The sequence below is a fragment of the Mesorhizobium sp. WSM4847 genome (assembly GCF_055811335.1).
In genome coordinates this window covers 98,133-122,106 of the sequence record NZ_JBVVPY010000011.1, presented here as the reverse complement: position 1 = coordinate 122,106, position 23,974 = coordinate 98,133, and the positions used below count along the sequence as shown (strand labels likewise).

33 protein-coding genes are annotated in these 23,974 nt (G+C 61.7%); 30 read left to right on the top strand and 3 right to left on the bottom strand.

Features of this window, described 5'->3' with window-relative positions; translation table 11 throughout:
• The first annotated feature begins 2 nt into the window (after nucleotides 1–2).
• From rplV to AC0L28_RS17550, 28 genes are all read left to right on the top strand, one after another.
• A complete protein-coding gene (gene rplV / locus AC0L28_RS17685) occupies nucleotides 3–392 on the top strand; it encodes a 50S ribosomal protein L22 (protein WP_023799292.1) in 390 nt (129 codons plus the stop codon).
• Nucleotides 392–1,117 carry a 30S ribosomal protein S3 gene (gene rpsC, locus AC0L28_RS17680; RefSeq protein ID WP_023799291.1) on the top strand — a complete coding sequence of 242 codons (726 nt, stop codon included), beginning with the start codon at nucleotides 392–394 and terminating at the stop codon, nucleotides 1,115–1,117. Before rplV ends, rpsC begins: the two co-directional genes overlap by 1 nt.
• Before the next feature lie 27 nt (nucleotides 1,118–1,144).
• Nucleotides 1,145–1,558, top strand: a complete 414-nt coding sequence (gene rplP / locus AC0L28_RS17675; protein ID WP_023799290.1) for a 50S ribosomal protein L16 — start codon at nucleotides 1,145–1,147, stop codon at nucleotides 1,556–1,558.
• A 13-nt stretch (nucleotides 1,559–1,571) separates the two neighbouring features.
• Nucleotides 1,572–1,772, top strand: a complete 201-nt coding sequence (rpmC, locus tag AC0L28_RS17670) for a 50S ribosomal protein L29 (RefSeq protein ID WP_023799289.1) — start codon at nucleotides 1,572–1,574, stop codon at nucleotides 1,770–1,772.
• 11 nt (nucleotides 1,773–1,783) lie between these two features.
• Nucleotides 1,784–2,023: a 30S ribosomal protein S17 gene (gene rpsQ, locus AC0L28_RS17665; protein WP_023799288.1), complete on the top strand. Its 240-nt coding sequence runs from the start codon at nucleotides 1,784–1,786 to the stop codon at nucleotides 2,021–2,023.
• 71 nt (nucleotides 2,024–2,094) lie between these two features.
• Nucleotides 2,095–2,463, top strand: a complete 369-nt coding sequence (gene rplN / locus AC0L28_RS17660; protein ID WP_006205457.1) for a 50S ribosomal protein L14 — start codon at nucleotides 2,095–2,097, stop codon at nucleotides 2,461–2,463.
• A gap of 12 nt (nucleotides 2,464–2,475) precedes the next feature.
• Nucleotides 2,476–2,790, top strand: a complete 315-nt coding sequence (rplX, locus tag AC0L28_RS17655) for a 50S ribosomal protein L24 (RefSeq protein ID WP_013531428.1) — start codon at nucleotides 2,476–2,478, stop codon at nucleotides 2,788–2,790.
• Nucleotides 2,783–3,361 carry a 50S ribosomal protein L5 gene (gene rplE / locus AC0L28_RS17650; protein WP_023799287.1) on the top strand — a complete coding sequence of 193 codons (579 nt, stop codon included), beginning with the start codon at nucleotides 2,783–2,785 and terminating at the stop codon, nucleotides 3,359–3,361. Before rplX ends, rplE begins: the two co-directional genes overlap by 8 nt.
• Before the next feature lie 27 nt (nucleotides 3,362–3,388).
• Entirely contained in the window at nucleotides 3,389–3,694 is a 306-nt protein-coding gene (gene rpsN, locus AC0L28_RS17645; protein ID WP_023799286.1) for a 30S ribosomal protein S14, read from the top strand.
• A gap of 12 nt (nucleotides 3,695–3,706) precedes the next feature.
• A complete protein-coding gene (gene rpsH / locus AC0L28_RS17640) occupies nucleotides 3,707–4,105 on the top strand; it encodes a 30S ribosomal protein S8 (protein ID WP_006205453.1) in 399 nt (132 codons plus the stop codon).
• 111 nt (nucleotides 4,106–4,216) lie between these two features.
• Complete coding sequence (rplF, locus tag AC0L28_RS17635; protein WP_023799285.1) at nucleotides 4,217–4,750, top strand: 50S ribosomal protein L6; 534 nt, start codon at nucleotides 4,217–4,219, stop codon at nucleotides 4,748–4,750.
• A gap of 192 nt (nucleotides 4,751–4,942) precedes the next feature.
• The gene (gene rplR / locus AC0L28_RS17630) at nucleotides 4,943–5,302 is read left to right on the top strand and encodes a 50S ribosomal protein L18 (protein ID WP_023799284.1); all 360 of its coding nucleotides are present in this window, start codon (nucleotides 4,943–4,945) and stop codon (nucleotides 5,300–5,302) included.
• A 156-nt stretch (nucleotides 5,303–5,458) separates the two neighbouring features.
• Complete coding sequence (rpsE, locus tag AC0L28_RS17625; RefSeq protein WP_006333394.1) at nucleotides 5,459–6,022, top strand: 30S ribosomal protein S5; 564 nt, start codon at nucleotides 5,459–5,461, stop codon at nucleotides 6,020–6,022.
• Between the two features lie 24 nt (nucleotides 6,023–6,046).
• Nucleotides 6,047–6,244, top strand: coding sequence for a 50S ribosomal protein L30 (gene rpmD, locus AC0L28_RS17620; RefSeq protein ID WP_006205449.1), 198 nt, complete (start codon nucleotides 6,047–6,049; stop codon nucleotides 6,242–6,244).
• Between the two features lie 22 nt (nucleotides 6,245–6,266).
• Nucleotides 6,267–6,740: a 50S ribosomal protein L15 gene (gene rplO / locus AC0L28_RS17615; protein WP_023799283.1), complete on the top strand. Its 474-nt coding sequence runs from the start codon at nucleotides 6,267–6,269 to the stop codon at nucleotides 6,738–6,740.
• A gap of 191 nt (nucleotides 6,741–6,931) precedes the next feature.
• Nucleotides 6,932–8,272 (top strand): preprotein translocase subunit SecY, encoded by a 1,341-nt coding sequence (gene secY / locus AC0L28_RS17610; protein WP_023799282.1) that lies wholly within the window; start codon nucleotides 6,932–6,934, stop codon nucleotides 8,270–8,272.
• Nucleotides 8,269–8,889: an adenylate kinase gene (locus AC0L28_RS17605; RefSeq protein WP_473478997.1), complete on the top strand. Its 621-nt coding sequence runs from the start codon at nucleotides 8,269–8,271 to the stop codon at nucleotides 8,887–8,889. Before secY ends, AC0L28_RS17605 begins: the two co-directional genes overlap by 4 nt.
• A 191-nt stretch (nucleotides 8,890–9,080) precedes the next feature.
• On the top strand, nucleotides 9,081–9,449 hold the full coding sequence (gene rpsM, locus AC0L28_RS17600; protein WP_023799280.1) for a 30S ribosomal protein S13: 369 nt from the start codon (nucleotides 9,081–9,083) through the stop codon (nucleotides 9,447–9,449).
• A 139-nt stretch (nucleotides 9,450–9,588) separates the two neighbouring features.
• Nucleotides 9,589–9,978: a 30S ribosomal protein S11 gene (gene rpsK, locus AC0L28_RS17595; protein ID WP_023799279.1), complete on the top strand. Its 390-nt coding sequence runs from the start codon at nucleotides 9,589–9,591 to the stop codon at nucleotides 9,976–9,978.
• A gap of 184 nt (nucleotides 9,979–10,162) precedes the next feature.
• A complete protein-coding gene (locus AC0L28_RS17590; RefSeq protein ID WP_023799278.1) occupies nucleotides 10,163–11,173 on the top strand; it encodes a DNA-directed RNA polymerase subunit alpha in 1,011 nt (336 codons plus the stop codon).
• Between the two features lie 136 nt (nucleotides 11,174–11,309).
• Nucleotides 11,310–11,741, top strand: a complete 432-nt coding sequence (gene rplQ / locus AC0L28_RS17585) for a 50S ribosomal protein L17 (RefSeq protein ID WP_023799277.1) — start codon at nucleotides 11,310–11,312, stop codon at nucleotides 11,739–11,741.
• Nucleotides 11,742–11,936: 195 nt separating this feature from the next.
• Complete coding sequence (locus tag AC0L28_RS17580; RefSeq protein WP_473478993.1) at nucleotides 11,937–13,424, top strand: DegQ family serine endoprotease; 1,488 nt, start codon at nucleotides 11,937–11,939, stop codon at nucleotides 13,422–13,424.
• Between the two features lie 51 nt (nucleotides 13,425–13,475).
• Complete coding sequence (locus AC0L28_RS17575) at nucleotides 13,476–14,786, top strand: replication-associated recombination protein A (RefSeq protein WP_473478990.1); 1,311 nt, start codon at nucleotides 13,476–13,478, stop codon at nucleotides 14,784–14,786.
• Between the two features lie 67 nt (nucleotides 14,787–14,853).
• Nucleotides 14,854–15,231: a fluoride efflux transporter CrcB gene (gene crcB, locus AC0L28_RS17570; RefSeq protein ID WP_128169094.1), complete on the top strand. Its 378-nt coding sequence runs from the start codon at nucleotides 14,854–14,856 to the stop codon at nucleotides 15,229–15,231.
• A 133-nt stretch (nucleotides 15,232–15,364) separates the two neighbouring features.
• Nucleotides 15,365–16,345, top strand: coding sequence for an RluA family pseudouridine synthase (locus AC0L28_RS17565; RefSeq protein WP_091591186.1), 981 nt, complete (start codon nucleotides 15,365–15,367; stop codon nucleotides 16,343–16,345).
• Between the two features lie 11 nt (nucleotides 16,346–16,356).
• Complete coding sequence (locus AC0L28_RS17560) at nucleotides 16,357–17,271, top strand: DMT family transporter (protein WP_473479150.1); 915 nt, start codon at nucleotides 16,357–16,359, stop codon at nucleotides 17,269–17,271.
• Nucleotides 17,272–17,282: 11 nt separating this feature from the next.
• Nucleotides 17,283–18,074: an ATP12 family chaperone protein gene (locus AC0L28_RS17555; protein ID WP_023799269.1), complete on the top strand. Its 792-nt coding sequence runs from the start codon at nucleotides 17,283–17,285 to the stop codon at nucleotides 18,072–18,074.
• 286 nt (nucleotides 18,075–18,360) lie between these two features.
• The gene (locus AC0L28_RS17550) at nucleotides 18,361–20,247 is read left to right on the top strand and encodes an MFS transporter (RefSeq protein ID WP_473478987.1); all 1,887 of its coding nucleotides are present in this window, start codon (nucleotides 18,361–18,363) and stop codon (nucleotides 20,245–20,247) included.
• Between the two features lie 92 nt (nucleotides 20,248–20,339).
• Here the strand turns inward: AC0L28_RS17550 and AC0L28_RS17545 are convergent, their stop codons facing one another.
• Complete coding sequence (locus tag AC0L28_RS17545) at nucleotides 20,340–20,534, bottom strand: DUF2735 domain-containing protein (RefSeq protein ID WP_473478985.1); 195 nt, start codon at nucleotides 20,532–20,534, stop codon at nucleotides 20,340–20,342.
• Between AC0L28_RS17545 and AC0L28_RS17540 the strand changes: the two genes are divergently transcribed.
• Nucleotides 20,534–20,770, top strand: coding sequence for a hypothetical protein (locus AC0L28_RS17540; RefSeq protein WP_473478983.1), 237 nt, complete (start codon nucleotides 20,534–20,536; stop codon nucleotides 20,768–20,770). The genes AC0L28_RS17545 and AC0L28_RS17540 overlap by 1 nt on opposite strands.
• Nucleotides 20,771–20,850: 80 nt before the next feature.
• Complete coding sequence (locus tag AC0L28_RS17535) at nucleotides 20,851–21,891, top strand: glutamine synthetase beta-grasp domain-containing protein (protein WP_473478981.1); 1,041 nt, start codon at nucleotides 20,851–20,853, stop codon at nucleotides 21,889–21,891.
• Nucleotides 21,892–22,059: 168 nt separating this feature from the next.
• Here AC0L28_RS17535 and glnA read toward each other — a convergent pair whose 3' ends face one another.
• Together glnA and AC0L28_RS17525 are read right to left on the bottom strand one after the other, a co-directional pair.
• Entirely contained in the window at nucleotides 22,060–23,469 is a 1,410-nt protein-coding gene (gene glnA, locus AC0L28_RS17530; RefSeq protein WP_023799265.1) for a type I glutamate--ammonia ligase, read from the bottom strand.
• Between the two features lie 54 nt (nucleotides 23,470–23,523).
• Nucleotides 23,524–23,862, bottom strand: coding sequence for a P-II family nitrogen regulator (locus tag AC0L28_RS17525; protein WP_006205430.1), 339 nt, complete (start codon nucleotides 23,860–23,862; stop codon nucleotides 23,524–23,526).
• Nucleotides 23,863–23,974 lie beyond the last annotated feature (112 nt).

Here is a 23,974-nt window from a genome sequence, read left to right as displayed (position 1 = left end):
TCATGGGCAAGGCCAAAGCTCCGCGCAGGCTTGCTGACAACGAAGCGCGCGCCGTGTTGCGCACGATCCGTATCAGCCCGCAGAAGCTGAACCTGGTTGCCGCGCTGATCCGCGGCAAGAAGGTCGCGACAGCGCTTTCCGATCTCGAATTCTCGGCCAAGCGGATTTCCGGCACGGTCAAGAAGACGCTGGAATCGGCGATCGCCAACGCGGAAAACAACCACGACCTCGACGTCGATGCGCTGATCGTGGCGGAAGCCTATGTCGGCAAGTCGATCGTCATGAAGCGGTTCCATGCCCGTGGCCGTGGCCGCGCCAGCCGTATCGAGAAGCCGTTCTCGCACCTCACGATCGTCGTTCGTGAAGTCGAAGAAAAAGTGGAGGCCGCATAATGGGCCAGAAAATCAATCCGATCGGTCTGCGTCTCGGCATCAACCGCACCTGGGATTCGCGCTGGTTCGCGAACACCGGCGAATACGGCAAGCTGCTGCACGAGGACATCAAGATCCGCAAGTATCTTGAGAAGGAACTCAAGCAGGCTGCGATTTCGAAGGTCGTGATCGAGCGTCCGCACAAGAAGTGCCGCGTCACCATCCATGCGGCGCGTCCGGGCCTGATCATCGGCAAGAAGGGCGCCGACATCGAGAAGCTTCGCAGGAAGCTGATGGAGATGACGAAGTCCGAGACGCATTTGAACATCGTCGAAGTGCGTAAGCCCGAGATCGACGCGACGCTGGTCGCCCAGTCGATCGCCCAACAGCTCGAGCGCCGTATCGCGTTCCGCCGCGCCATGAAGCGCGCCGTGCAGTCGGCGATGCGCCTCGGTGCCGAAGGCATCCGCATCAACTGCGCCGGCCGTCTCGGCGGCGCCGAGATCGCGCGCATGGAATGGTATCGCGAAGGTCGCGTGCCGCTGCATACGCTGCGCGCCGACGTCGACTACGGCACGGCCGAAGCACACACCGCCTACGGCATCTGCGGTGTCAAGGTCTGGGTGTTCAAGGGCGAAATCCTCGAGCACGACCCGATGGCTTCGGAGCGCCGCGCCACCGAGGGCGATCATGCGCATGGCGGTGGTGGTGAGCGCGAACGCGGTCGCCGTCGCGAAAACGCCTGAGACAGTTGAGAATTTGGAGTTAGAACGATGCTGCAGCCAAAGCGCACAAAGTTCCGCAAGCAGTTCAAGGGTCGTATCCACGGTGCCGCCAAGGGTGGCACCAATCTGGATTTCGGCGGTTTCGGGCTGAAGGCGCTTGAGCCGAACCGCGTCACCGCGCGTGAGATCGAGGCGGCCCGCCGCGCGATCACCCGCGAGATGAAGCGCGCCGGCCGTGTCTGGATCCGTATCTTTCCGGACGTGCCGGTGACGTCGAAGCCGACCGAAGTCCGCATGGGCAAGGGCAAGGGCGCGGTCGATTACTGGGCGGCGCGCGTCAAGCCTGGCCGGATCATGTTCGAGATCGACGGCGTCAATGAGGAAACCGCCCGTGAGGCGCTGCGTCTCGGCGCGGCCAAGCTCTCGGTCAGGACGCGCTTCGTACAGCGCATCGCAGAATAAGGACGGGCTGATCATGAAAGCCGAAGACATCCGGACCAAGACCCAGGACCAGCTGACCGACGAGTTGGCCAGCCTGAAGAAGGAGCAGTTCAACCTGCGCTTCCAGAAGGCCACCGGCCAGCTCGAGAAGACCGCGCGCGTGAGGCAGGTCCGCAAGGACATTGCGCGTATCAAGACCATCGCTGCGGAAAAATCCGCGGCTAAGAAGGCTTAAGGACGAAAACCATGCCAAAGCGCATTCTGCAGGGCACCGTCGTCAGCGACAAAAACGAGAAGACGGTTGTCGTGAAGGTCGAACGGCGCTTCACGCATCCAGTGATGAAGAAGACCGTGCGCATGACCAAGAAGTACAAGGCGCACGACGAGAACAACGCCCACAAGGTCGGCGATCAGGTGTTCATCCAGGAATCGAAGCCGATTTCCAAGGACAAGCGCTGGACCGTCGTGTCTTCGGACCAGGCGTAAACAACGAATTTTGGACAGACCGGGGAGGGGCTTTGCGCCCGTCCCGTTAGAAGAGAAGAAGGCGGCCAGTCATGATTCAGATGCAAACAAACCTCGACGTCGCGGATAATTCCGGCGCCCGTCGTGTCATGTGCATCAAGGTGCTGGGCGGTTCGAAGCGGAAATACGCTTCCGTGGGCGACATCATCGTGGTGTCGATCAAGGAAGCCATCCCGCGCGGCCGCGTCAAGAAGGGCGATGTGATGAAGGCGGTCGTGGTTCGCACGGCCAAGGACATCCGCCGCCCGGACGGCAGCGTGATCCGTTTCGACAAGAACGCGGCCGTTCTCGTCGACAACAAGAAAGAGCCGATCGGCACGCGTATCTTCGGACCGGTTCCGCGCGAACTCCGCGCCAAGAACCACATGAAGATCATCTCGCTCGCGCCTGAAGTGCTGTAAGGAGCCGGACCAATGCAGAAGATTAGAAAAGGCGACAAGGTCGTCGTGCTGGCCGGCAAGGACAAGGGCCGTTCGGGCGAAGTCCTCTCGGTACAGCCGAAGGAAGACACCGCGCTGGTGCGCGGCGTCAACATGATCCGTCGTCACCAGAAGCAGTCCCAGTCCCAAGAGGGCGGGATCATCACCAAGGAAGCGCCGATCCAGCTGTCGAACATCGCGCTGGCCGACCCCAAGGATGGCAAGCCGACCCGTGTCGGCTTCATTTTCCAGAAGGACGGCAAGAAGGTGCGCGTCGCCAAGCGCTCGGGAGAAGTCATCAATGGCTAAGGCTCAAACCAAGCAGGCGACTGCCCAGAACACGCCGCGCCTCAAGCAGGTCTACAACGAGACCATCCGCAAGGCGCTACAGGAGCAGTTCGGCTACGAGAATGAGATGCAGGTTCCGCGCATCGACAAGATCGTGCTGAACATGGGCGTCGGCGAGGCGACCGGCGATTCGAAGAAGCCTTCGATCGCGGCGGAAGATCTGGCGCTGATCGCCGGCCAGAAGGCCGTCGTCACCCATGCGCGCAATTCGATCGCCGGCTTCAAGGTCCGCGAAAAGATGCCGATCGGCGCCAAGGTCACGCTGCGCAAGGAACGCATGTACGAGTTCCTTGACCGCCTCGTGAACATCGCGCTGCCGCGCGTCCGCGACTTCCGCGGGCTCAACCCGAAGAGCTTCGATGGCCGTGGCAATTATGCCATGGGCATCAAGGAACACATCGTGTTCCCGGAGATCAACTACGACAAGGTTGATCAGATCTGGGGCATGGACGTCATCGTTTGTACGACTGCGAAGACGGACGACGAAGCCAGGGCATTGCTCAAGGCCTTCAACTTCCCCTTCCGCCAGTAACGGCAGCGAGAAAAGGAAAAATCTGAAATGGCAAAGACCAGCTCAGTCGAGAAGAACAACAGGCGCCGCAAGCTTGTGGACCAGTACGCTGCCAAGCGTAAGGTCCTCAAGGCGATCATCATGGATCAGTCCAAGCCGATGGAAGAGCGCTTCCGCGCTCAGCTGAAGCTTGCGGCACTGCCGCGCAACTCGGCCAAGATCCGCATCCGCAACCGCTGCGAAGTCACCGGACGTCCGCGTGCCTATTATCGCAAGCTCAAAGTATCGCGCATCGCGCTTCGTGATCTCGGCAATAACGGCCAGATCCCGGGCCTGGTCAAGTCGAGCTGGTAAGGAGGACATAACATGTCATTGAGCGATCCTCTCGGCGATATGCTGACCCGCATCCGCAACGCCTATGGCCGCAAGAAGTCGAGCGTTTCGACGCCGGCCTCGCGCCTGCGCACCCGCGTCCTCGACGTGCTGAAGGCGGAAGGCTATATCCGCGACTACAGCCAGACCGACTTCGACAACGGCAAGTCCGAAATCGAGATCGAGCTGAAGTATTTCGACGGTGCGCCGGTGGTGCGCGAAATCGCCCGCGTCTCGAAGCCGGGCCGTCGCGTTTACGTTTCGGCGAAGTCGATCCCGCACGTCGCCAACGGCCTCGGTATCGCCATCCTTTCGACGCCGAAGGGCGTGATGGCCGACCACGAAGCGCGTGAACAGAATGTCGGCGGGGAAATCCTCTGCCAGATCTTCTGATCTGGAGCGCGATCCCGAACCGAACCACGCAGTGAAAAGTGGAACCCGGATTCGCACAAGATCACGCTCGAAACAGAGACCTGAAACAAGAGAAGTGACGAGGACAACAAAATGTCTCGTATTGGAAAGAAACCCGTTTCGCTGCCGCAGGGCGTGACCGCGACCGTCGACGGCCAGACCGTCACGGCGAAGGGCCCCAAGGGTGAGCTGAAGTTCGTGGTCAACGACGAAGTGCTGGTCAAGATGGAAGGCAGCGAGATCGCTGTCCAGCCACGCGACCAGACCAAGACCGCCCGTTCCAAATGGGGCATGTCGCGCACGCAGATCGTCAACATCCTGCAGGGCGTCAAGGACGGTTTCGAAAAGAAGCTCGAGATTACCGGCGTCGGCTATCGCGCCGCCATGCAGGGCAAGAACCTGCAGCTGGCACTCGGCTTCAGCCATGACGTCGTCTACGAAACGCCGCAGGACATCACGATCACCGTGCCGAAGCCGACGGAAATCACCGTGACCGGCATCGACAAGCAGAAGGTCGGTCAGGTTGCTGCCGAGATCCGCGAATATCGCGGTCCCGAGCCGTACAAGGGCAAGGGCGTCCGTTACGCTGGCGAGAAGATCGTCCGCAAGGAAGGCAAGAAGAAGTAGTTTCATCAATGGTGAACGGTGAATGGTAAAATGGCAGAAGGATAGAGCAGGAGCCGGGCGGCACCTGGTTTCTACCTTTCACCATTTTCCATTCACCATTCACTGCAAATCAACGCCGCGGGGAGCGGTCGCGGGAGGCTTGCCCTACCGCACAGGGTTGCCCCCGTTTTTTGAAGGCAAGGAACTGATATCATGGGCTCGAAAGACTCCACCCAACGCCGCGCTCAGCGCGTCCGCCGCCAGATCAAGAAGGTCGCCGGCGAGCGTCCGCGTCTGTCGGTCCACCGCACGTCGAAGAACATCTACGTCCAGGTCATCGACGACGCCAAGGGCCACACCATCGCTGCCGCCTCGACGCTGGAGAAGGACCTCAAGGGTTCGCTCAAGACCGGTGCCGACACTGCCGCCGCTGTGGCAATCGGCAAGCTGATTGCCGAGCGCGCTTCGAAAGCCGGCGTCAAGGAAGTCGTCTTCGACCGCGGACCATACATCTATCACGGCCGCGTCAAGGCGCTGGCCGAGGCCGCCCGTGAAGGTGGCTTGAGCTTCTAAAGCATGATCCCGAACCGGAGGTCAGCGCAGCAAAAAGTTGCAGACTTTTTGGATAAGATCATGCGAAGGGAAAAATGAATTTCGCTCCCGGCAACCCACAGAGGGAACCGGATATCATCATCAACCGTGCTTCCGGAAAAAAACAAGGAACAGGATATGGCACAGGAACGTAGGGATGGCGGCCGCGGCCGTGATCGCGAAGAGCGCGACGACGGCATGGTGGACAAGCTCGTCCACATCAACCGCGTCGCCAAGGTCGTCAAGGGCGGCCGGCGCTTCGGCTTTGCAGCACTCGTCGTCGTCGGCGACCAGAAGGGCCGCGTCGGCTTCGGTCACGGCAAGGCGCGCGAAGTGCCAGAGGCGATCCGCAAGGCGACCGAATCGGCCAAGCGCGACATGATCTTCGTGCCGCTGCGCTCGGGCCGTACGCTGCATCACGACGTCGAAGGACGCTGGGGCGCCGGACGCGTTCTGCTGCGCGCTGCCAAGCAGGGTACCGGCATCATCGCCGGCGGCCCGATGCGCGCCGTCTTCGAGACGCTCGGCATGCATGACGTGGTCGCCAAGTCGATGGGTTCGTCGAACCCCTACAACATGGTTCGCGCCACCTTCGACGCGCTGAAGAGCCAGATGCATCCCAAGGATGTGGCTGCCGCGCGCGGCATCAAGTATTCGACCCTTCAGGCCCGCCGCGGCACCGCCGTTGCGGCCGAAGAATAGTCGCGCTGACCAGGGATATTGACCATGGCCAAGAAAGCAACCAAGACCATCACCGTCGAGCAGATCGGTTCGCCGATCCGCCGGCCGAAGGAGCAGCGCGCGACGCTGGTCGGCCTCGGCCTCAACAAGATGCACAAGCAGCGCACGCTGGAGGACACCCCCTCCGTGCGCGGCATGATCGCTGCCGTCCAGCATCTCGTCCGCGTCGTGGACGAGGGCTGAACCAGAGCGCAGGAGAACTCAGATGAAACTCAACGATCTGCGTGACAAGGACGGCGCGACGCATTCCAGGAAGCGTCTCGGCCGCGGCATCGGCTCCGGCTCGGGCAAGACCGCCGGTCGCGGCGTCAAGGGCCAGAAGGCGCGCTCCGGCGTCGCCGTCAACGGCTTCGAGGGTGGCCAGATGCCGCTCTACCGGCGCTTGCCGAAGCGTGGCTTCAACAACATCTTCGCCAAGAGCTTTGCCGTCGTGTCGCTGGCCCGCATCCAGGCTGCGCTCGATGCCAAGAAGCTCGACGCCAAGACGACCGTGACCGCCGAAGCGCTGGTCGCGGCCGGCGTCATCCGCCGCGTCAAGGACGGCGTGCGCATCCTCTCCGACGGCGAGATCAAGTCGAAGCTTGCCTTTGACGTGGCCGGCGCCTCCAAGGCTGCCGTCGAGAAGATCGAAAAGGCCGGCGGTTCGGTGAAGCTGCCGGAAAAGGCAGCAGCCGAGTAACGGCGATTTGAAGCGCGATCGGCAAGAGCGGGACACGTTTCGCTTTTGATTGCGCTTTGATCCGATCAATATGGCGGCCGCGTCAACGCGGCCGCTTGCATGTTTGCAGTCCGGAGCTTATCTCGTGAGCTTCGGTGACACGCGCCGCCTGAGTTGCGGGCCATCGAGCGTGACCAAGCGGAGAATCAGGCATGGCTTCGGCTGCTGAACAACTAGCCTCGAATCTGAATTTCTCGGCCTTCGCCAAGGCGGAGGATCTGAAGAAGCGCATCTGGTTCACAGTTGGCGCGCTGCTCGTGTACCGCCTCGGCACCTATATCCCGCTGCCCGGCATCAATCCCGACGCTTTCGCCCAGGCCTTCTCGTCGCAAAGCAAGGGCGTGCTTGGCATGTTCAACATGTTCGCCGGTGGCGCCGTCGAGCGCATGGCGATCTTTGCCCTCGGCATCATGCCCTATATCTCCGCTTCCATCATCATGCAGCTGATGACCTCCGTCATCCCGTCACTGGAGTCGCTGAAGAAGGAAGGCGAGCAGGGCCGCAAGGTCATCAACCAGTATACTCGCTACGGCACCGTGCTTTTGGCGCTGGTCCAGGCCTACGGCATTGCGGTCGGACTGGAAGGCGGCAGCGGCATCGTCAGCGATCCCGGCATGTTCTTCCGCATCTCGACCGTCATCACGCTGGTCGGCGGCACCATGTTCCTGATGTGGCTCGGCGAGCAGATCACCGCCCGCGGCATCGGCAACGGCATTTCGCTGATCATCTTTGCCGGCATCGTCGCTGGCCTGCCGCAAGCCATTTCCGGTACGCTGGAACTTGGCCGCACCGGCGCGCTGTCGACCGGCCTGATCCTGGCGATCATCGTTCTTGCCGTCGTCGTCATCGCGCTGATCGTGTTCTTCGAGCGCGCCCAGCGGCGCTTGCTGATCCAGTATCCCAAGCGCCAGGTCGGCAACCGCATGTTCCAGGGCGACACCTCGCACCTGCCGCTCAAGCTCAACACCGCCGGCGTCATTCCGCCGATCTTCGCCTCCTCGCTGCTGTTGCTGCCGGCGACGGTCGCCGGCTTCTCGCAGACGACCAACATGCCAGCCTGGGCCAGCACCGTCCTGGCGGCACTCGGTCATGGCCAGCCGCTCTACATGGCGTTCTATGCGGCGATGATCGTATTTTTCGCCTTCTTCTATACGGCGATCGTCTTTAACCCGAAGGACACCGCCGATCAGCTCAAGAAGCATTCGGGTTTCATTCCGGGCTACCGTCCGGGCGAGCGCACCGCCGATTACATCGATTATGTCCTTACCCGCATAACTGTCGTCGGCGCCATTTATCTGGTGCTGGTGTGTCTGCTGCCCGAGTTCCTGATTTCAGCGACTGGCGTACCATTCTACCTCGGTGGCACATCGCTTCTGATCGTGGTCAGTGTAACGCTCGACACGGTGGCGCAGATTCAGGGTCACCTGATCGCGCACCAGTATGAGGGCCTGATCAAGAAGTCGAAGCTGCGCGGGGGGAAGAAGGCCAGATGAGGTTAATATTGCTTGGGCCGCCAGGGGCGGGCAAGGGGACGCAAGCACAAAGACTGGTAGAAAAATACGGCATTCCCCAACTCTCCACGGGCGATATGCTGCGCGCTGCTGTCCAGGCCGGCACCGAAGTCGGCAAACGGGCCAAGGCGGTGATGGACGCTGGCGAACTGGTTTCCGACGCCATCGTCAACGCTATCGTCGCCGAGCGTATCGATCAGGCCGATTGCGCAAGGGGATTCATCCTTGACGGATATCCGCGAACCCTGGTGCAGGCGGACGCGGTTGAATCGATGCTCTCGGCTCGCCGCCTCACTCTCGACGCCGTCATCGAACTTGTCGTCGACGACAAGGCGCTGGTTGGTCGAATCGGCAAGCGCGCCGAAGAGGCCAAGGCCGCGGGTCTGCCGGTGCGCAAGGACGACAATCCGGCGGTGTTCGAAGAGCGCCTGAAGGAGTACTACAAGAAGACGTCGCCGCTGATCGGCTATTACTATGCCAAGGGCAAGCTGAGAGGTGTCGACGGCATGGCCGACATCGATGCGGTGACGCGGCAGATCGAAGCGGTGCTCATGGCTGCGACCCCAGTGGCGGCGCAAGGGTCTGCGTACGGAAAATAAACGATTACGCTTGACTGGAGCGGTTCGCTGGGGTATGGCGGCCCGTCTTCCTATCAGGCACGAGGCTTGCTTGCCCGCAAGGGCAAGGCAGCCGCTTTGAACTGGAAACTCCCGCATGGGCCGGCCTCCACCGGACGCGGGGCAACTTTGACAGCGCCGGCTTGTCCGGCCCACATGGAGAAGAGAAGAACATGGCTCGTATAGCCGGCGTCAACATTCCGACCAACAAGCGCGTCGTCATCGCGCTTCAGTACATTCACGGCATTGGCAAGAGCTTCGCCCAGGAGATCGTCGACAAGGTCGGCATCCCGGCCGAGCGCCGCGTCAACCAGCTGACCGACGCGGAAGTGCTGCAGATCCGCGAGACGATCGACCGTGACTACCAGGTCGAGGGCGATCTGCGCCGCGAAGTGTCGATGAACATCAAGCGGCTCATGGACCTTGGCTGCTACCGCGGCCTGCGTCATCGCCGCTCGCTGCCGGTTCGCGGCCAGCGCACGCATACCAATGCGCGCACCCGCAAGGGTCCGGCCAAGTCGATCGCCGGCAAGAAGAAGTAATTTAGGGCAGTACGGGAGTAGGGCAGTAAGGCAATAGGATCGGCAGACATACTGCCCTACTGCCGTATTCCCCTACTGCCTTCTCCCTGGTGGAGCCGCTGGCATTACGGCGGTGTAGAGATCAACTGAAAGGACCATCATGGCCAAGGAAGCCACACGTGTTCGCCGTCGCGAACGCAAGAATATCTCGTCGGGCGTTGCCCACGTCAACTCGACCTTCAACAACACGATGATCACCATCACCGACGCGCAGGGCAATTCGATTGCCTGGTCGTCGGCGGGAGCCCAGGGCTTCAAGGGATCTCGCAAGTCGACCCCGTTCGCTGCCCAGATGGCTGCCGAGGACGTTGCCAAGAAGGCCCAGGAACACGGCATGCGCATGCTTGAGGTCGAGGTCTGCGGACCTGGCTCCGGTCGTGAATCGGCGCTGCGCGCATTGCAGGCAGCCGGCTTCACCATCACCTCGATCCGTGACGTGACGCCGATCCCGCACAATGGCTGCCGCCCGCGCAAGAAGCGCCGCGTCTAATGCCTGTTGCCCAAAACGCGCAGCGGTTTTGGGCAACGACATGCATAAGAACAGAGACCTGAAGCGCTACGCGCTTTCGGGAAAAAATTACCGAACGCCGCGCGAACGTCATTAGCGTTCCTCCACGGCATTCCAGGTCGCCCGCCACGATTGGATGGTGGCGGGTCAACGGAAGGAAAGCATCATGATCCAGAAAAATTGGCAGGAACTGATCAAGCCGAACAAGATCGAGTTCTCTTCGAAGAAGAAGACGCTGACCACGCTGGTCGCCGAGCCGCTCGAGCGCGGCTTTGGTCTGACCCTCGGCAACGCGTTGCGTCGCGTGCTTCTGTCTTCGCTGCGTGGCGCGGCTGTGACCGCCGTGCAGATCGACGGCGTTCTGCATGAATTCTCGTCTATCGCCGGCGTGCGCGAGGACGTGACCGACATCGTCTTGAACATCAAGGAAATCGCCATCCGCATGGAAGGTGACGGCCCCAAGCGCATGGTCGTGCGCAAGCAGGGACCGGGCGCTGTTCTGGCCGGCGACATCCAGACGGTCGGCGACGTCGAGATCCTCAATCCCGACCACGTCATCTGCACGCTGGACGAGGGCGCTGAAATCCGCATGGAGTTCACCGTCGATACCGGCAAGGGCTACGTGCCGGCCGACCGCAATCGCGCCGAAGACGCGCCGATCGGCCTCATCCCGGTCGACAGCCTCTACTCGCCGGTCAAGAAGGTCTCCTACAAGGTCGAGAACACCCGCGAGGGCCAGGTTCTCGACTACGACAAGCTGACCATGACGATCGACACCGACGGTTCGATCTCGGGCGAGGACGCGGTGGCTTTCGCCGCCCGCATCCTGCAGGACCAGCTTGGCCTGTTCGTCAATTTCGACGAGCCGCAGAAGGAAGTCGCCGCCGAGCAGGTGACCGAGCTTGCCTTCAACCCGGCGCTGCTCAAGAAGGTCGACGAGCTCGAGCTTTCGGTGCGTTCGGCCAACTGCCTGAAGAACGACAACATCGTCTACATCGGCGACCTGATCCAGAAGACCGAAGCCGAGATGCTGCGCACCCCGAACTTCGGCCGCAAGTCGCTGAACGAGATCAAGGAAGTCCTGGCGGCGATGGGCCTGCACCTCGGCATGGAAGTGCCGGATTGGCCGCCGGAAAACATCGAAGACCTCGCCAAGCGTTACGAAGATCAATACTGACCGGTGAATTGAGAATGGTGAATGGTCGTCGGTCGGCGACTTCGGAGAGGTAGAGCCCTTCCATTCATCATTCACTATTGACCATTCACAAAACGAAACAGCCGGGCCAACCGCCCACAACACCAGGAGAAGAGCCATGCGCCACGGATTTAAAGGCCGCCGGTTCGCCCGCAGCATAAGCCACCGCAAGTCGATGTTTGCCAATCTTGCCGTGTCGCTCATCGAGCATGAGCAGATCCTCACCACCTTGCCGAAGGCGAAGGATCTGCGTCCGATCGTCGAGAAGCTGGTGACGCTAGGCAAGCGCGGCGACCTGCATGCCCGCCGCCAGGTGATTGCCCAGATCGGCAATGAAGGCGTCGTCAAGCGCCTGTTCGACACGATCGCGCCGCGCTACGCCACCCGCAACGGCGGCTATCTGCGCATCATGAAGGCGGGCTTCCGCCACGGCGACAATGCCGCCATGGCGGTCATCGAGTTCGTCGATCGCGACACCTCGGCCAAGGGCGCCGGCGACCGTGCCCGTATCGAGGCAGAAGGCACCGACGAGGAAGCCGCAGCCGCATAAGCTTCGGTTTTCCCTCAAGGAGTTCAAAAGGGCCTGCGGGCCCTTTTGTGCATTCTGGCAGCGGTAGGGAGCATTGCGGGGACTGTCTTGACTTAAGCCCATGTCTTTTCCTCGAGAATAATTCGATTACATCGACTTAGCCTTTCATTTTGCACAATCGTCGGGACAATGGCGCCCGACCCCGGAGGATTCGGAATGCGCGTAAAACGGCTGTCCCTTGTTCTACTCTGCGCCTTGATGGCGGCGGCAGTCGTGCCGGCCGCCAGGCAGGCGCTGGCTCAGGACACCAAGGCCGATCCCGGTCTGTCCGACGTGCTGACCGACATGTTGCGCGGCGCCGAAGGCGAAAATGCCACCTCCGGTCCAGACAAGCGCGTGCCGTTCGGCCGCGAGGAGATGCAACTGTCGTTTGCGCCGCTGGTCAAGCAGACGGCGCCGGCCGTGGTCAATGTCTATGCCTCGCAAACGGCCAGGCTGAGGTCGCCCTTCGACGGCGATCCGTTCTTCGAAGAGTTCTTCGGCCGTTCGCAACCGCGTGCGCAGTCCTCGCTCGGCTCCGGCGTGCTGGTCGACCCGACAGGCATAGTGGTCACCAATTTCCACGTCATCAAGGACGCCGATCAGGTCAAGGTCGCCACCGCGGACGGGCGTGAATTCGACAGCAAGGTGCTGCTCAAGGACGAGACGCTTGACCTCGCCGTGCTCAAGATCTCCGCCGACAAGCCATTTCCGGTCGTCGCCATCGGCGATTCCGACGCGCTCGAGGTCGGCGACCTGTTGTTGGCCATCGGCAACCCCTTTGGTGTCGGCCAGACCACCACCAGCGGCATCGTTTCGGCGCTTGCCCGCAGCCACATCGGCGTTTCCGATTCCAGTTTCTTCATCCAGACCGACGCCGCGATCAATCCCGGCAATTCCGGCGGTGCGCTGATCAACATGGGTGGCCAACTGGTCGGCATAAACACGGCGATCTACAGCCGCAGCGGCGGCTCGATCGGCATCGGCTTTGCTATTCCCTCCAATATGGTTCTCGCTTTTGCCGATGCGGCCAAGGCCGGGCGCGACTTCTTCGAGCGGCCCTATATCGGCGCCGAATTCGAGCGCGTGACGCCGCAAATCGCCGAATCGCTCGGTCTGGAGACGCCGACCGGGGCGCTGGTTTCGTCCGTCGACGAAGCCGGGCCGGCGGCCAAGGCGGGGCTCAAGGCCGGTGACGTCGTGCTGTCGCTCAATGGCACGCCGGTCGAGAGCATCGAGGCGTTGGATTACCGGATGGCGACGCTGTCGATCGGCACCAATGCCAGCTTCGCCGTTCTGAGCAAAGGCCAGCAAGCGGCGATGGACATCGCGCTGGAGCGTGCGCCGGAAGGTGCGAAACTCGCGGAGGTGACGCTGCGCGGTCGCAGCCCGTTCTCCGGCGCCAAGGTTGCGGAACTGTCGCCGCGGCTCGCCCAGCGGCTCGGCATCCGCACGGACGTCAAGGGTGTTACCGTGATTGACATCAATCGCGGTTCGCCCGCAGCCGGTTTCGGCTTCCAGCCGGGCGACATCGTTCGCGAGGTCAACGGCTTGACCATCGATACCGCCGCGACCCTGGAAAAGGCAGCCATGCAGGAGACGCGCTGGTGGCGCTTTACCGTCGAGCGCGGCGGGCAGATACTGCGCCAGGTGTTGCGTTACTAAGCCCGAGCGTCGATCCTTCGGACGAGATCGCGCTCCAATGAAAAGACGTGCATGGCCGATCTGTTCAGTGTCGATGAACCGGAAAAGGCGCCGCCCGGCAGGCCGCTGGCCGACCGGCTGCGCCCGCAGAACCTCAGCGAGGTCGTCGGCCAGGAGCATCTGACCGGACCCGACGGCGCGCTGACGCGGCTGATCTGCTCCGGCTCGCTCGGCTCGATGATCTTCTGGGGGCCGCCCGGGACGGGCAAGACCACGGTCGCGCGGCTGCTTGCCGGCGAAACCAGCCTTGCGTTCCAACAGATATCGGCGGTGTTTTCCGGAGTCGCCGACCTGAAGAAAGTGTTCGAGGCGGCGAAGCTGCGCCGCACCAACGGCCGTCAGACGCTGCTCTTCGTCGACGAGATCCATCGCTTCAACCGCGCCCAGCAGGACAGTTTTTTGCCTGTCATGGAAGACGGCACCGTGGTGCTGGTTGGCGCCACCACCGAAAACCCGTCCTTCGAGCTGAATGCCGCGCTTCTATCCCGCGCCCGCGTGCTGGTCTTCCATTCGCTCGGTGAGGACAGCATCGCAAAACTGCTGGCGCGTGCCGAGGAGACCGAGGGCAGGGCGCTGCCGCTCGACGACGAGGCGAGGGCGATGCTCGTCCGCATGAGCGATGGCGATGGTCGTGCGGCGCTGACGCTGGCAGAAGAGGTCTGGCGCGCCGCGAAGTCAGGCGAGGCGTTCGGCGCCGAGGGCCTGCAGCGCATCGTCCAGCGCCGCGCGCCGATCTACGACAAGGGCCAGGACGGCCATTACAATCTGATCTCGGCGCTGCACAAATCGGTGCGCGGGTCCGACCCCGACGCCGCCCTCTATTATCTCGCCCGCATGTTCGACGCCGGCGAGGACCCGCTCTATCTCGGCCGCCGCCTGGTGCGCATGGCGATGGAGGATATCGGGCTGGCAGACCCGCAGGCGCTGGTCGTCGCCAATGCCGCCAAGGATGCCTACGACTATCTGGGCTCGCCAGAGGGCGAACTCGCCTTCGCCGAGGCCACGGTCTATCTCGCCAGCGCGCCCAAATCCAACGCCGTCTACACCGCCTTCAAGGCCGCCACTCAGGCGGCTAAGGAGTTCGGCTCATTGCTGCCGCCCAAACACATCCTCAACGCCCCGACCAAGCTGATGAAGGAAGAAGATTACGGCGCCGGCTACCGTTACGACCACGACGAGCCGGACGCTTTTTCCGGACAGGATTATTTTCCGGAAAAGATGGGCCGCCGTAAATTCTATGATCCGCCCGCGCGCGGTTTCGAGCGTGATATCAGGAAGCGGCTCGACTATTGGGCGAAGCTGCGCGGCGAGCGGAAAAAGTAGGCTCGCGCTACTTTCCCGCTCAGGGGCAGGGATTGACCGAGCCACCCTGTAAGGGCAGTAAACGGCGATGATCAATCTCCTCCTCGTTGCTGCGGGCGGCGCTATTGGTGCCGGGCTCCGGCACGTCGTCAATTTCGTTGCGCTGCGTCTTGTCGGCCCGAGTTTTCCCTGGGGCACGATGGCGATCAACATTGTCGGCTCCTTTGCCATGGGCCTGTTCATCACGACCCTGGCGCGGCGCTACGGCGGATCGAACGAGCTTCGGCTGTTCGTCGCCACCGGCATCCTCGGCGGCTTCACCACTTTCTCCGCCTTTTCGCTCGATTTCGCGACGCTGTGGGAGCGCGGCGCGACGCTGCCGGCGTTCGGATACGCCCTTGCCAGCCTCATTGGCGCGATCATTGCCCTGTTTCTGGGTCTTTGGCTCGCAAGAAGCCTGCCTTAATGCTATTGCCCCGCTTGCAGCGCCGCGTGTCCCTCAGGGCGCGCCAAGGACGCTGCAGCTTTTTGATTTTGCGCATGACCCTTTCCGAAGATCGATTTCAGGTCATGCGCTGGAAACGGGTAAAAACGAGACAATGGCAGGCGTAGAACAGATCACGGTGGAGGCCGGCGAGGCGGGCATGCGGCTCGACCGCTGGTTCAAGACCCATTTTCCGGGCCTTGGCTTCGGCCATCTGCAAAAACTGCTGCGCTCCGGCCAGATCCGTGTCGATGGCGGCAGGGTTAAGGCCGATACCCGCGTCGAGCCGGGCCAGACGGTTCGCATCCCACCGCTCGAAGTGGACAAGAAGGGCGAGAGCCCGCTCACCGGTCACTCGATCCGCAACCAGGGCGACGCCGACGTTCTGGCCAAGATGCTGATCCATGAAGATCCGAAAGTGTTCGTCTTCAACAAGCCGGCCGGCCTCGCCGTCCAGGGTGGCTCAGGTGTCACCCGCAATGTCGACGACATGCTGGAAGCCTGGCGCAGCCAGAAGGGCGAGAAACCGCGTCTGGTGCACCGGCTCGACCGCGACACGTCTGGCGTGCTGGTCGTCGCCCGCACCAGGCTCGCCGCCATGAAGCTTGCCGAGGCGTTCCGGGCGCGTGAGACCAAGAAGACCTACTGGGCGCTGGTCAAGGGCGTGCCGCCGAAGCGCGAGGACAAGATCTCGACCTGGCTGATCAAGGAACCGACGCCCGACGGCGATCGGGTGCGCGTCGCCAAGCATGGCGAAAAGGGCGCCGACCACGCAGTGTCTTATTACCGGATCGTCGAGCAGGCGGCGCAGACCCTGTCCTGGCTGGAGATGGAACCCTATACCGGCCGCACCCACCAGCTTCGCGTCCATGCCGCTCACATCGGCTGCCCGATCATCGGCGATCCCAAATATTTCGAGGCCGATACCAATTGGGATTTTCCCGGCGGCATGCAGAACCGCTTGCATCTGCACGCGCGCCGCATCGTCATCCCGCATCCCGACAAGGGTTTCATCGACGTCACCGCACCGATGCCGCCGCATATGCGCCAGAGCTGGAACCTGATCGGCTTCGACGACGCCAGCGCGGAGGACTAGTTCCAGTGGGCATGGCCACAGATACGCTCGACCGTCGCGACAGGGTCGACATGGCCGCCGCCGCCATCATGGTCGGGCTGACCTTTTCCTGGGGGCTGAACTACGTCGCCGCCAAGATCTCCTATGCCGGCTACGATCCCGTTTTCCTGTCGATCGCACGGTCGGTCATCGGCGGGCTGTGCGTTCTCGTCTGGTGCCGCTGGCGCGGCATTGCGCTTTTTACCCGCGACGGAACCCTTGTCGCCGGCATTCTGGCAGGCGCGCTTTTTGGTCTCGAGTTCCTGTTTCTCTATGTCGGGCTCGAACAGACGACCGTCGCGCGCAACACCTTGTTGGTCAACACCATGCCGTTCTGGGTGCTGGTCGGCGGGCATTTCCTGCTCAACGAACGCATCACCGCGCGCCGGCTCGTCGGCCTTCTGCTCGCTTTCGCCGGATTGGTCGCGGTGTTCTCCGACCAGTTGAGCGCCGATAACGGTGCGACCCTGATTGGTGATCTGCTCAGTCTCGGCGCCGGCATTCTGTGGGCCTTGACCTACATCGCCATCAAGCGCACGAAACTGGCGGAAACGAGCGCCGAGAAGTTGCTGCTCTACCAACTGGCCGGCGCTGCGATGGTCGGCGCCTTGGTGCTGCCTTTCGCCGGGCCGCCCGTCCGCGACTTCGCCGCTTTGCCGACCTTGGCCTTGCTTTTCCAGGCGGTCTACATCGTCGCCTTCACCTATGTGCTCTGGTTCTGGTTGCTGCGGCGCTATCCGGCATCGGGCCTGTCGAGCTTCACCTTCCTTTCGCCGGTGTTCGGCGTCCTGTGCGGCGCCATCTTCTTGAACGAGCCTCTGACCATCCGTATTTTCCTGGCACTCGGCCTCATCGCAGCCGGTCTGATCATTGTGAATCGGCCGGCCCGAAAACAGATCCCCGGATGAAAGGCTCCGGCATGCGCGATATTCTCAACGACCTCGAAGCGGGAAAGCAGCTTTCCGATCCGGATCCGGTACGCCGTGCCCAGATCCAGATGAAGACGCACCTGCCGAAACGCTTCTACAAAACCGTCTCGGTCGCACCGGCCGAAGCTGGTTTTGCGGTTCATCTCGATGGCAAGCCGGTCCGTACGCCGGGCAAAGCGCTTCTGATCCTGCCGACCGAAAAAGCCGCCGCTCTGGTCGCCGGCGAGTTCGCCGCGCAAGGCGAGACGATCGACCCGATGACGATGCCGGTCATGCGTCTGGTCAACACGGCCATCGACGGCGTCGCCAGCGACCCGCAGGCGGTTTTGGAAGACATCCTGCGCTTTGCCTCGTCCGACCTGCTCTGCTATCGCGCCGATGCCCCCCAAGGGCTCGTCGATCGGCAGAACGAATATTGGGACCCCGTCATCGATTGGGCGCGGAGCGCGCTCGGCGCCCGGTTTCAACTCGCCGAAGGGGTGATCCATGTCGAGCAGCCGCGCGAGAGCATCGCGGTGCTCGGCGTTCATCTTGCCCAGCGTGCCGACCCGCTCCGGCTTGCCGCCATCCACGTCATGACGTCGCTGACGGGATCGGCACTGCTGGCGCTGGCCGTCGATTTCGGCGAGATCGACGGCGAGGCAGCCTGGGCCGCCGGCCATGTCGACGAGGACTGGCAGGCCGAGCACTGGGGCCATGACGCGGAAGCCGTCGCCCGCCGTGCCCACCGCAAGCGCGACATGATGGCCGCCGTCGGTCTCCTCGAGGCGCTCAAGGGCTGACGGCAATCGCCGCCCTCATTCGTTTCGCCTTGCCCTATTAGAGCGACGTGCGTTCCAGTTGGACGTGCAAAATACGCTCTAACACTTTGAATCTATGCATCGTGCTTTCCGAACATCGATTCCGATGTTCGGGCCGATGCATTGGACCAAAGTCATAATCCCAAAGACGGGCTGCCTCTGGGCGGCGCTTTCTGTCACTTCTCGCGGCGATAGCTGCCCGAGTTCGTGTCCAGAGGCGACACCGCGCAGCATCAAGCACAGCGAGATGTCACGGGAGGACGAATTCATGGCAATGGCAGCGACCGCCGGCAGAGCAAGCCGCGGAATGACGCGGGAAGAGAAGAAAGTCATCTTCGCTTCCTCGCTCGGCACCGTTTTCGAATGGTACGATTTCTATCTCTACGGCGCATTGGCGGCAGCGATCGGCTCGACATTCTTCAACTCGTATCCGGAAGCGACGCGCAACATCTTTACGCTGCTGGTTTTCGCCGCTGGCTTCCTCGTGCGCCCGTTCGGCGCGCTGGTGTTTGGCCGCATCGGTGATCTCGTAGGTCGCAAATACACCTTTCTCGTCACTATCATGATCATGGGCCTGTCGACCTTCCTGGTCGGCCTGCTGCCTGGTTCGGCAAGCTGGGGCATTGCAGCGCCTATTACCCTGATTGCGCTGCGCATGCTGCAGGGCCTGGCGCTCGGTGGTGAATATGGCGGTGCGGCGACCTATGTGGCCGAGCATGCGCCCGACGACCGTCGCGGCTTCTACACATCGTGGATCCAGACGACGGCGACACTTGGCCTGTTCCTGTCGCTGGTCGTCATCCTTATCGTGCAAAATTCGCTGAGCAAGGAGGATTTCGAGGCCTGGGGCTGGCGCGTTCCATTCCTGCTCTCAGCCATTCTGCTCGGCATATCGGTCTGGATTCGCCTGTCGCTTGCCGAATCGCCGACCTTCCAGCGCATGAAGGACGAGGGCAAGGGCTCCAAGGCGCCGCTTACGGAAGCCTTCGGACAGTGGAAGAATGCCAAGATCGCCATTTTGGCGCTTTTCGGCCTTACTGCCGGCCAGGCCGTGGTTTGGTACAACGGCCAATTCTACGCGCTGTTTTTCCTGCAGAACGTGCTCAAGGTCGACGGCCAGTCGGTCAACATCATGATCGCCATCGCGCTGGCGCTCGGCACGATCTTCTTTGTCGTGTTCGGCTGGCTCTCCGACAAGATCGGCCGCAAGCCGATCATCATGGCGGGCCTGGCGCTGGCGATCGTCACCACCTTCCCGCTGTTCAAGGCGCTGACCTGGGCAGCCAATCCGGCGCTCGCCACCGCACAGCAAAACACCCGTGCCACGATTACCGCCGCGCCTGGCGACTGCAAGTTCCAGTTCAATCCGACCGGAACGCGCAAGCCTCTGACGTCGTGCGATATTGCGACCGACTTCCTTGCCAAGAGCTCGGTGCCCTATGACATTGTCACCACAGCGGCACCGGGGACCGCGGCCAGTGTCAAGATCGGCACCGCAACGGTGACGTCCTACGATGTCGTGGCAGCCGCAGACAAGGCCACTTCAAGCGACGCCGCGTTCAAGAAGGCAATCAACATTGCATTGCGGGACGGCGGCTATCCGCTGAAGCGTGGTGCGGCCAAGGTCGCCGACCAGAAGCTCGACGCCTTCGTCGCGGCCAATCCGGAACTGAAGCTCGACGCCGCCGCAATCCGCGCCGGCGACAAGACGACGGTTGCGGCCGACCGGGCGGTCAAGGACAAGCTGCTGACGGCCGATGAGGCCGCGGCGGTGCCCGAGATCACCGTCTACAACGTCCCGGCGGCAGGCGCCTTTGCGATGTTTGCCGACCCTGAACAGGTCAACTGGGCAAAGGTCATCGGCGTCCTGTTCATCCTGGTCATTTACGTGACCATGGTCTACGGACCGATCGCCGCGATCCTGGTAGAAATGTTCCCGACCCGCATCCGCTATACCGGCATGTCGTTGCCCTATCACATCGGCAATGGCTGGTTCGGCGGCCTGCTGCCGGCGACGGTGTTCGCGCTCAGCGCCTACAGCGGCGATATCTATTACGGCCTCTGGTATCCGGTGGTGATCGCTGCGATGTCGCTGGTCATCGGTACGATCTTTGTTAGGGATACGCTGGGAACGGACTTGCACGCCAAGACCTGATCCTCGCCTGACAGCAAAAATGAAAAGCCCGGCGCGAGTGATCGCGCCGGGCCTTGCTTTGCAATTCGTCAAAAGCGATGCGGAGGAATGGTTTAGCTCTTCCGGTCCTGTTTTTCTTCCTCGATGGCCGCTTCGTGATACCAGCCGCTTCCGAAATCCGTACGGTTGCGCAATGAAGCAAGTTCTGCCGCGAACTTAGCCTTTCCGCTTAAATTTGAGGCAGAAGCGCGCGCTGCCCCCGGGAACATCAGGATTTTGGCCGACTGACGGGTAGGAGTGATTTCCATTGTCGGTCTCCCTTCTTCTGCAGAGCCTTGCCGATTCAATCTTTCCCGAAGATAGGTTCTGCAATCCAGTTAGGCAATATGATTATAAAAAGATCAGTATCTGCCTGTTATTTATGCAGAACATGCTTGTGATTGATCCGGACGCATTGCGATTACGCGGCAGCGGATTTGTCGGGATGCGCGTCAGTTTTGTCGCATCCTTGGCCGGTGAAAATGGCACACGAATTGCTTTCTGATAATCCGGCAGGTCGGCTGCAGGGTGGCTGGCATGCCGGCGCCGTCCAAGGTTCGGTGATCAAAGCAACGAGAGGCTAGAATGACGAAATACAAGCTCGAGTACATTTGGCTCGATGGATACACCCCGGTTCCCAACCTTCGTGGAAAGACGCAGATCAAGGAATATGCCGAATTCCCGACGCTCGACCAGCTTCCGTTGTGGGGCTTCGACGGTTCCTCGACCATGCAGGCCGAAGGCCACTCGTCCGACTGCGTGCTGAAGCCGGTCGCCATCTATCCCGACCCCGCGCGCAGCAATGGCGTGCTCGTCATGTGCGAAGTCATGATGCCGGACGGCGTGACGCCGCATGCATCCAACAAGCGCGCCACCATCCTCGACGACGAGGGCGCCTGGTTCGGCTTCGAGCAGGAGTATTTCTTCTACAAGGATGGCCGCCCGCTCGGCTTCCCCGAGAGCGGCTACCCCGCGCCGCAAGGCCCGTACTACACCGGCGTCGGCTACAGCAACGTCGGCAGCGTCGCCAGGCAGATCGTCGAGGAGCATCTCGACTTCTGCCTTGCCGCCGGCATCAACCATGAAGGCATCAACGCCGAGGTGGCCAAGGGCCAGTGGGAATTCCAGATTTTTGGCAAGGGCTCCAAGAAGGCCGCCGACCAGATGTGGATGGCCCGCTACCTGATGCAGCGCCTCACCGAGAAATACGGCATCGATATCGAATATCACTGCAAGCCGCTCGGCGACACCGACTGGAACGGTTCCGGCATGCACGCCAACTTCTCGACCGCTTACATGCGCGAAGTCGGCGGCAAGGACTATTTCGAGGCACTGATGGCCGCCTTCGACAAGAACCTGATGGATCACATCGCCGTCTACGGGCCGGACAACGACAAGCGTCTGACCGGCAAGCATGAGACCGCGCCATGGAACAGGTTCAGCTATGGCATCGCCGACCGCGGCGCCTCGATCCGCGTGCCGCATTCCTTCATCAACAATGGCTACAAGGGCTATCTCGAGGATCGCCGCCCGAACTCGCAGGGCGACCCCTACCAGATCGCTTCGCAGATCCTGAAGACGATCGCCTCCGTCCCGACCAGCGCCGAGGTTTCGGCTGCCGCTTGAGCACGCGTCACGGCGCGGAACTGAGTGTCTGCGCCGTGACTGCTCTCCGTCGCGTCGGCCTTTTGTCAGGGCGACAACACCAACTGCTGGATTGAGTGTTCGCCATCCCAAACAAAAACCCCGCCGGATCGCTCCGGCGGGGTTTTGTTTGTCGCTTAGCTCGTCCGCTCAGACCGAGTAATACATGTCATACTCGACCGGGTGCGGGGTCATTTCGAAGCGCATCACTTCGGCCATCTTGAGCTCGATGTAGCTGTCGATCTGGTCGTCGTCGAAGACGCCGCCGGCCTTCAGGAAGCCGCGGTCCTTGTCGAGGCTCTGCAGCGCTTCGCGCAGCGAACCACAGACGGTCGGGATCTTCTTCAGTTCCTTAGGCGGCAGGTCGTAGAGATCCTTGTCCATCGGCTGTCCCGGGTGGATCTTGTTCTTGATGCCGTCGAGCCCGGCCATCAGCATGGCGGCAAAGGCGAGGTAGGGGTTGGCGCCCGGATCGGGGAAGCGGACCTCGACGCGCTTGGACTTCGGCGACGAGCCGAATGGAATGCGGCAGGAGGCAGAGCGGTTGCGGGCCGAATAGGCGAGCAGCACCGGCGCTTCATAGCCCGGCACCAGGCGCTTGTAGGAGTTGGTTAGCGGGTTGGTGAAGGCGTTGATGGCCTTGGCATGCTTGATGATGCCGCCGATGTAGAACAGGCAGCTCTCCGAGAGGCCGGCATATTCATTGCCGGCGAAGGTCGGCTTGCCGCCCTTCCAGATCGACTGGTGGACGTGCATGCCCGAGCCGTTGTCGCCGAAGACCGGCTTCGGCATGAAGGTGGCCGTCTTGCCGTAGGCGTTGGCGACCTGGTGCACGACATATTTGTAGATCAGCATCTTGTCGGCGTTGCGGACCAGCGTGTCGAACTTGATGCCGAGCTCGTGCTGGGCAGCGGCCACTTCGTGGTGGTGCTTTTCGACACGCACGCCCATTTCGGCGAGCACGGTCAGCATTTCGGAGCGCATGTCCTGCGCCGAGTCGATCGGCGGCACCGGGAAATAGCCGCCCTTGATGCGCGGGCGGTGGCCTAGATTGCCGGTCTCGTAGTCAGTGTCGTCGTTGGACGGCAATTCGGTGGAGTCGAGCTTGAAGCCGGTGTTGTACGGATCGGCCTTGTACTTGACGTCGTCGAACACGAAGAACTCGGCTTCCGGGCCGACGAAGATCTGATCGCCGATGCCTTCCGCCTTCATATAGGCTTCAGCTTTCTTGGCGGTGCCGCGCGGGTCGCGGTTGTAGGATTCTCCTGAGATCGGATCGAGGATATCGCACAGGATGACCATGGTCGACTGCGCGAAGAACGGGTCCATATGCACCGTCTCGGTGTCGGGCATCAGCACCATGTCGGACTCGTTGATCGCCTTCCAGCCGGCTATGGAGGACCCGTCGAACATGACGCCGTCGGCAAACATGTCTTCCTCGACCTCAACGACATCCATCGTCACGTGCTGCAGCTTGCCCTTCGGATCTGTGAAGCGCAGGTCAACGAATTTCACGTCGTTGTCCTTGATCTGCTTCATGATGTCTTTGGCTGTCGTCATGTCATGTTTCCCTGTCTGATGACGTTTCGAGGAGATGATCTGAAATCAGAATCCTCAGACCGCGTCCATCCCTGTTTCGCCGGTGCGGATGCGCACGACTTCCTCGATGTTGGAGACGAAGATCTTGCCGTCGCCGATGCGGCCGGTCTGGGCCGCCTTGCGAATGGCTTCGATCGCGCCTTCGACCGCGTCGTCGCCGAGCACGACCTCGATCTTCACCTTGGGCAGAAAATCCACGACATATTCAGCGCCGCGATAGAGTTCGGTATGGCCCTTCTGCCGGCCAAAACCCTTGGCCTCCGTTACGGTGATGCCCTGCAGCCCGGCCTCCTGAAGCGCTTCCTTCACTTCGTCTAGCTTGAACGGCTTGATGATCGCTTCGATCTTTTTCATGTAAAAAGTGGCCTCCACTGTCAAAAAAGACGGGTTGTGAGCCCCGCTTGCGCCTCTTTCAAGCACGAACTGTGCCAATTTGAGCGGATTCGAAGCGGTATCACGCGATTTC

What these genes read in the sequence shown, in the direction of transcription:
- rplV (WP_023799292.1), top strand. Translation starts at nt 3, where the DNA reads ATGGGCAAGGCCAAAGCTCCGCGCAGGCTTGCTGACAACGAAGCGCGC.
- rpsC (WP_023799291.1), top strand. Translation starts at nt 392, where the DNA reads ATGGGCCAGAAAATCAATCCGATCGGTCTGCGTCTCGGCATCAACCGC.
- rplP (WP_023799290.1), top strand. Translation starts at nt 1,145, where the DNA reads ATGCTGCAGCCAAAGCGCACAAAGTTCCGCAAGCAGTTCAAGGGTCGT.
- rpmC (WP_023799289.1), top strand. Translation starts at nt 1,572, where the DNA reads ATGAAAGCCGAAGACATCCGGACCAAGACCCAGGACCAGCTGACCGAC.
- rpsQ (WP_023799288.1), top strand. Translation starts at nt 1,784, where the DNA reads ATGCCAAAGCGCATTCTGCAGGGCACCGTCGTCAGCGACAAAAACGAG.
- rplN (WP_006205457.1), top strand. Translation starts at nt 2,095, where the DNA reads ATGATTCAGATGCAAACAAACCTCGACGTCGCGGATAATTCCGGCGCC.
- rplX (WP_013531428.1), top strand. Translation starts at nt 2,476, where the DNA reads ATGCAGAAGATTAGAAAAGGCGACAAGGTCGTCGTGCTGGCCGGCAAG.
- rplE (WP_023799287.1), top strand. Translation starts at nt 2,783, where the DNA reads ATGGCTAAGGCTCAAACCAAGCAGGCGACTGCCCAGAACACGCCGCGC.
- rpsN (WP_023799286.1), top strand. Translation starts at nt 3,389, where the DNA reads ATGGCAAAGACCAGCTCAGTCGAGAAGAACAACAGGCGCCGCAAGCTT.
- rpsH (WP_006205453.1), top strand. Translation starts at nt 3,707, where the DNA reads ATGTCATTGAGCGATCCTCTCGGCGATATGCTGACCCGCATCCGCAAC.
- rplF (WP_023799285.1), top strand. Translation starts at nt 4,217, where the DNA reads ATGTCTCGTATTGGAAAGAAACCCGTTTCGCTGCCGCAGGGCGTGACC.
- rplR (WP_023799284.1), top strand. Translation starts at nt 4,943, where the DNA reads ATGGGCTCGAAAGACTCCACCCAACGCCGCGCTCAGCGCGTCCGCCGC.
- rpsE (WP_006333394.1), top strand. Translation starts at nt 5,459, where the DNA reads ATGGCACAGGAACGTAGGGATGGCGGCCGCGGCCGTGATCGCGAAGAG.
- rpmD (WP_006205449.1), top strand. Translation starts at nt 6,047, where the DNA reads ATGGCCAAGAAAGCAACCAAGACCATCACCGTCGAGCAGATCGGTTCG.
- rplO (WP_023799283.1), top strand. Translation starts at nt 6,267, where the DNA reads ATGAAACTCAACGATCTGCGTGACAAGGACGGCGCGACGCATTCCAGG.
- secY (WP_023799282.1), top strand. Translation starts at nt 6,932, where the DNA reads ATGGCTTCGGCTGCTGAACAACTAGCCTCGAATCTGAATTTCTCGGCC.
- AC0L28_RS17605 (WP_473478997.1), top strand. Translation starts at nt 8,269, where the DNA reads ATGAGGTTAATATTGCTTGGGCCGCCAGGGGCGGGCAAGGGGACGCAA.
- rpsM (WP_023799280.1), top strand. Translation starts at nt 9,081, where the DNA reads ATGGCTCGTATAGCCGGCGTCAACATTCCGACCAACAAGCGCGTCGTC.
- rpsK (WP_023799279.1), top strand. Translation starts at nt 9,589, where the DNA reads ATGGCCAAGGAAGCCACACGTGTTCGCCGTCGCGAACGCAAGAATATC.
- AC0L28_RS17590 (WP_023799278.1), top strand. Translation starts at nt 10,163, where the DNA reads ATGATCCAGAAAAATTGGCAGGAACTGATCAAGCCGAACAAGATCGAG.
- rplQ (WP_023799277.1), top strand. Translation starts at nt 11,310, where the DNA reads ATGCGCCACGGATTTAAAGGCCGCCGGTTCGCCCGCAGCATAAGCCAC.
- AC0L28_RS17580 (WP_473478993.1), top strand. Translation starts at nt 11,937, where the DNA reads ATGCGCGTAAAACGGCTGTCCCTTGTTCTACTCTGCGCCTTGATGGCG.
- AC0L28_RS17575 (WP_473478990.1), top strand. Translation starts at nt 13,476, where the DNA reads ATGGCCGATCTGTTCAGTGTCGATGAACCGGAAAAGGCGCCGCCCGGC.
- crcB (WP_128169094.1), top strand. Translation starts at nt 14,854, where the DNA reads ATGATCAATCTCCTCCTCGTTGCTGCGGGCGGCGCTATTGGTGCCGGG.
- AC0L28_RS17565 (WP_091591186.1), top strand. Translation starts at nt 15,365, where the DNA reads ATGGCAGGCGTAGAACAGATCACGGTGGAGGCCGGCGAGGCGGGCATG.
- AC0L28_RS17560 (WP_473479150.1), top strand. Translation starts at nt 16,357, where the DNA reads ATGGCCACAGATACGCTCGACCGTCGCGACAGGGTCGACATGGCCGCC.
- AC0L28_RS17555 (WP_023799269.1), top strand. Translation starts at nt 17,283, where the DNA reads ATGCGCGATATTCTCAACGACCTCGAAGCGGGAAAGCAGCTTTCCGAT.
- AC0L28_RS17550 (WP_473478987.1), top strand. Translation starts at nt 18,361, where the DNA reads ATGGCAATGGCAGCGACCGCCGGCAGAGCAAGCCGCGGAATGACGCGG.
- AC0L28_RS17545 (WP_473478985.1), bottom strand. Translation starts at nt 20,534, where the DNA reads ATGGAAATCACTCCTACCCGTCAGTCGGCCAAAATCCTGATGTTCCCG.
- AC0L28_RS17535 (WP_473478981.1), top strand. Translation starts at nt 20,851, where the DNA reads ATGACGAAATACAAGCTCGAGTACATTTGGCTCGATGGATACACCCCG.
- glnA (WP_023799265.1), bottom strand. Translation starts at nt 23,469, where the DNA reads ATGACGACAGCCAAAGACATCATGAAGCAGATCAAGGACAACGACGTG.
- AC0L28_RS17525 (WP_006205430.1), bottom strand. Translation starts at nt 23,862, where the DNA reads ATGAAAAAGATCGAAGCGATCATCAAGCCGTTCAAGCTAGACGAAGTG.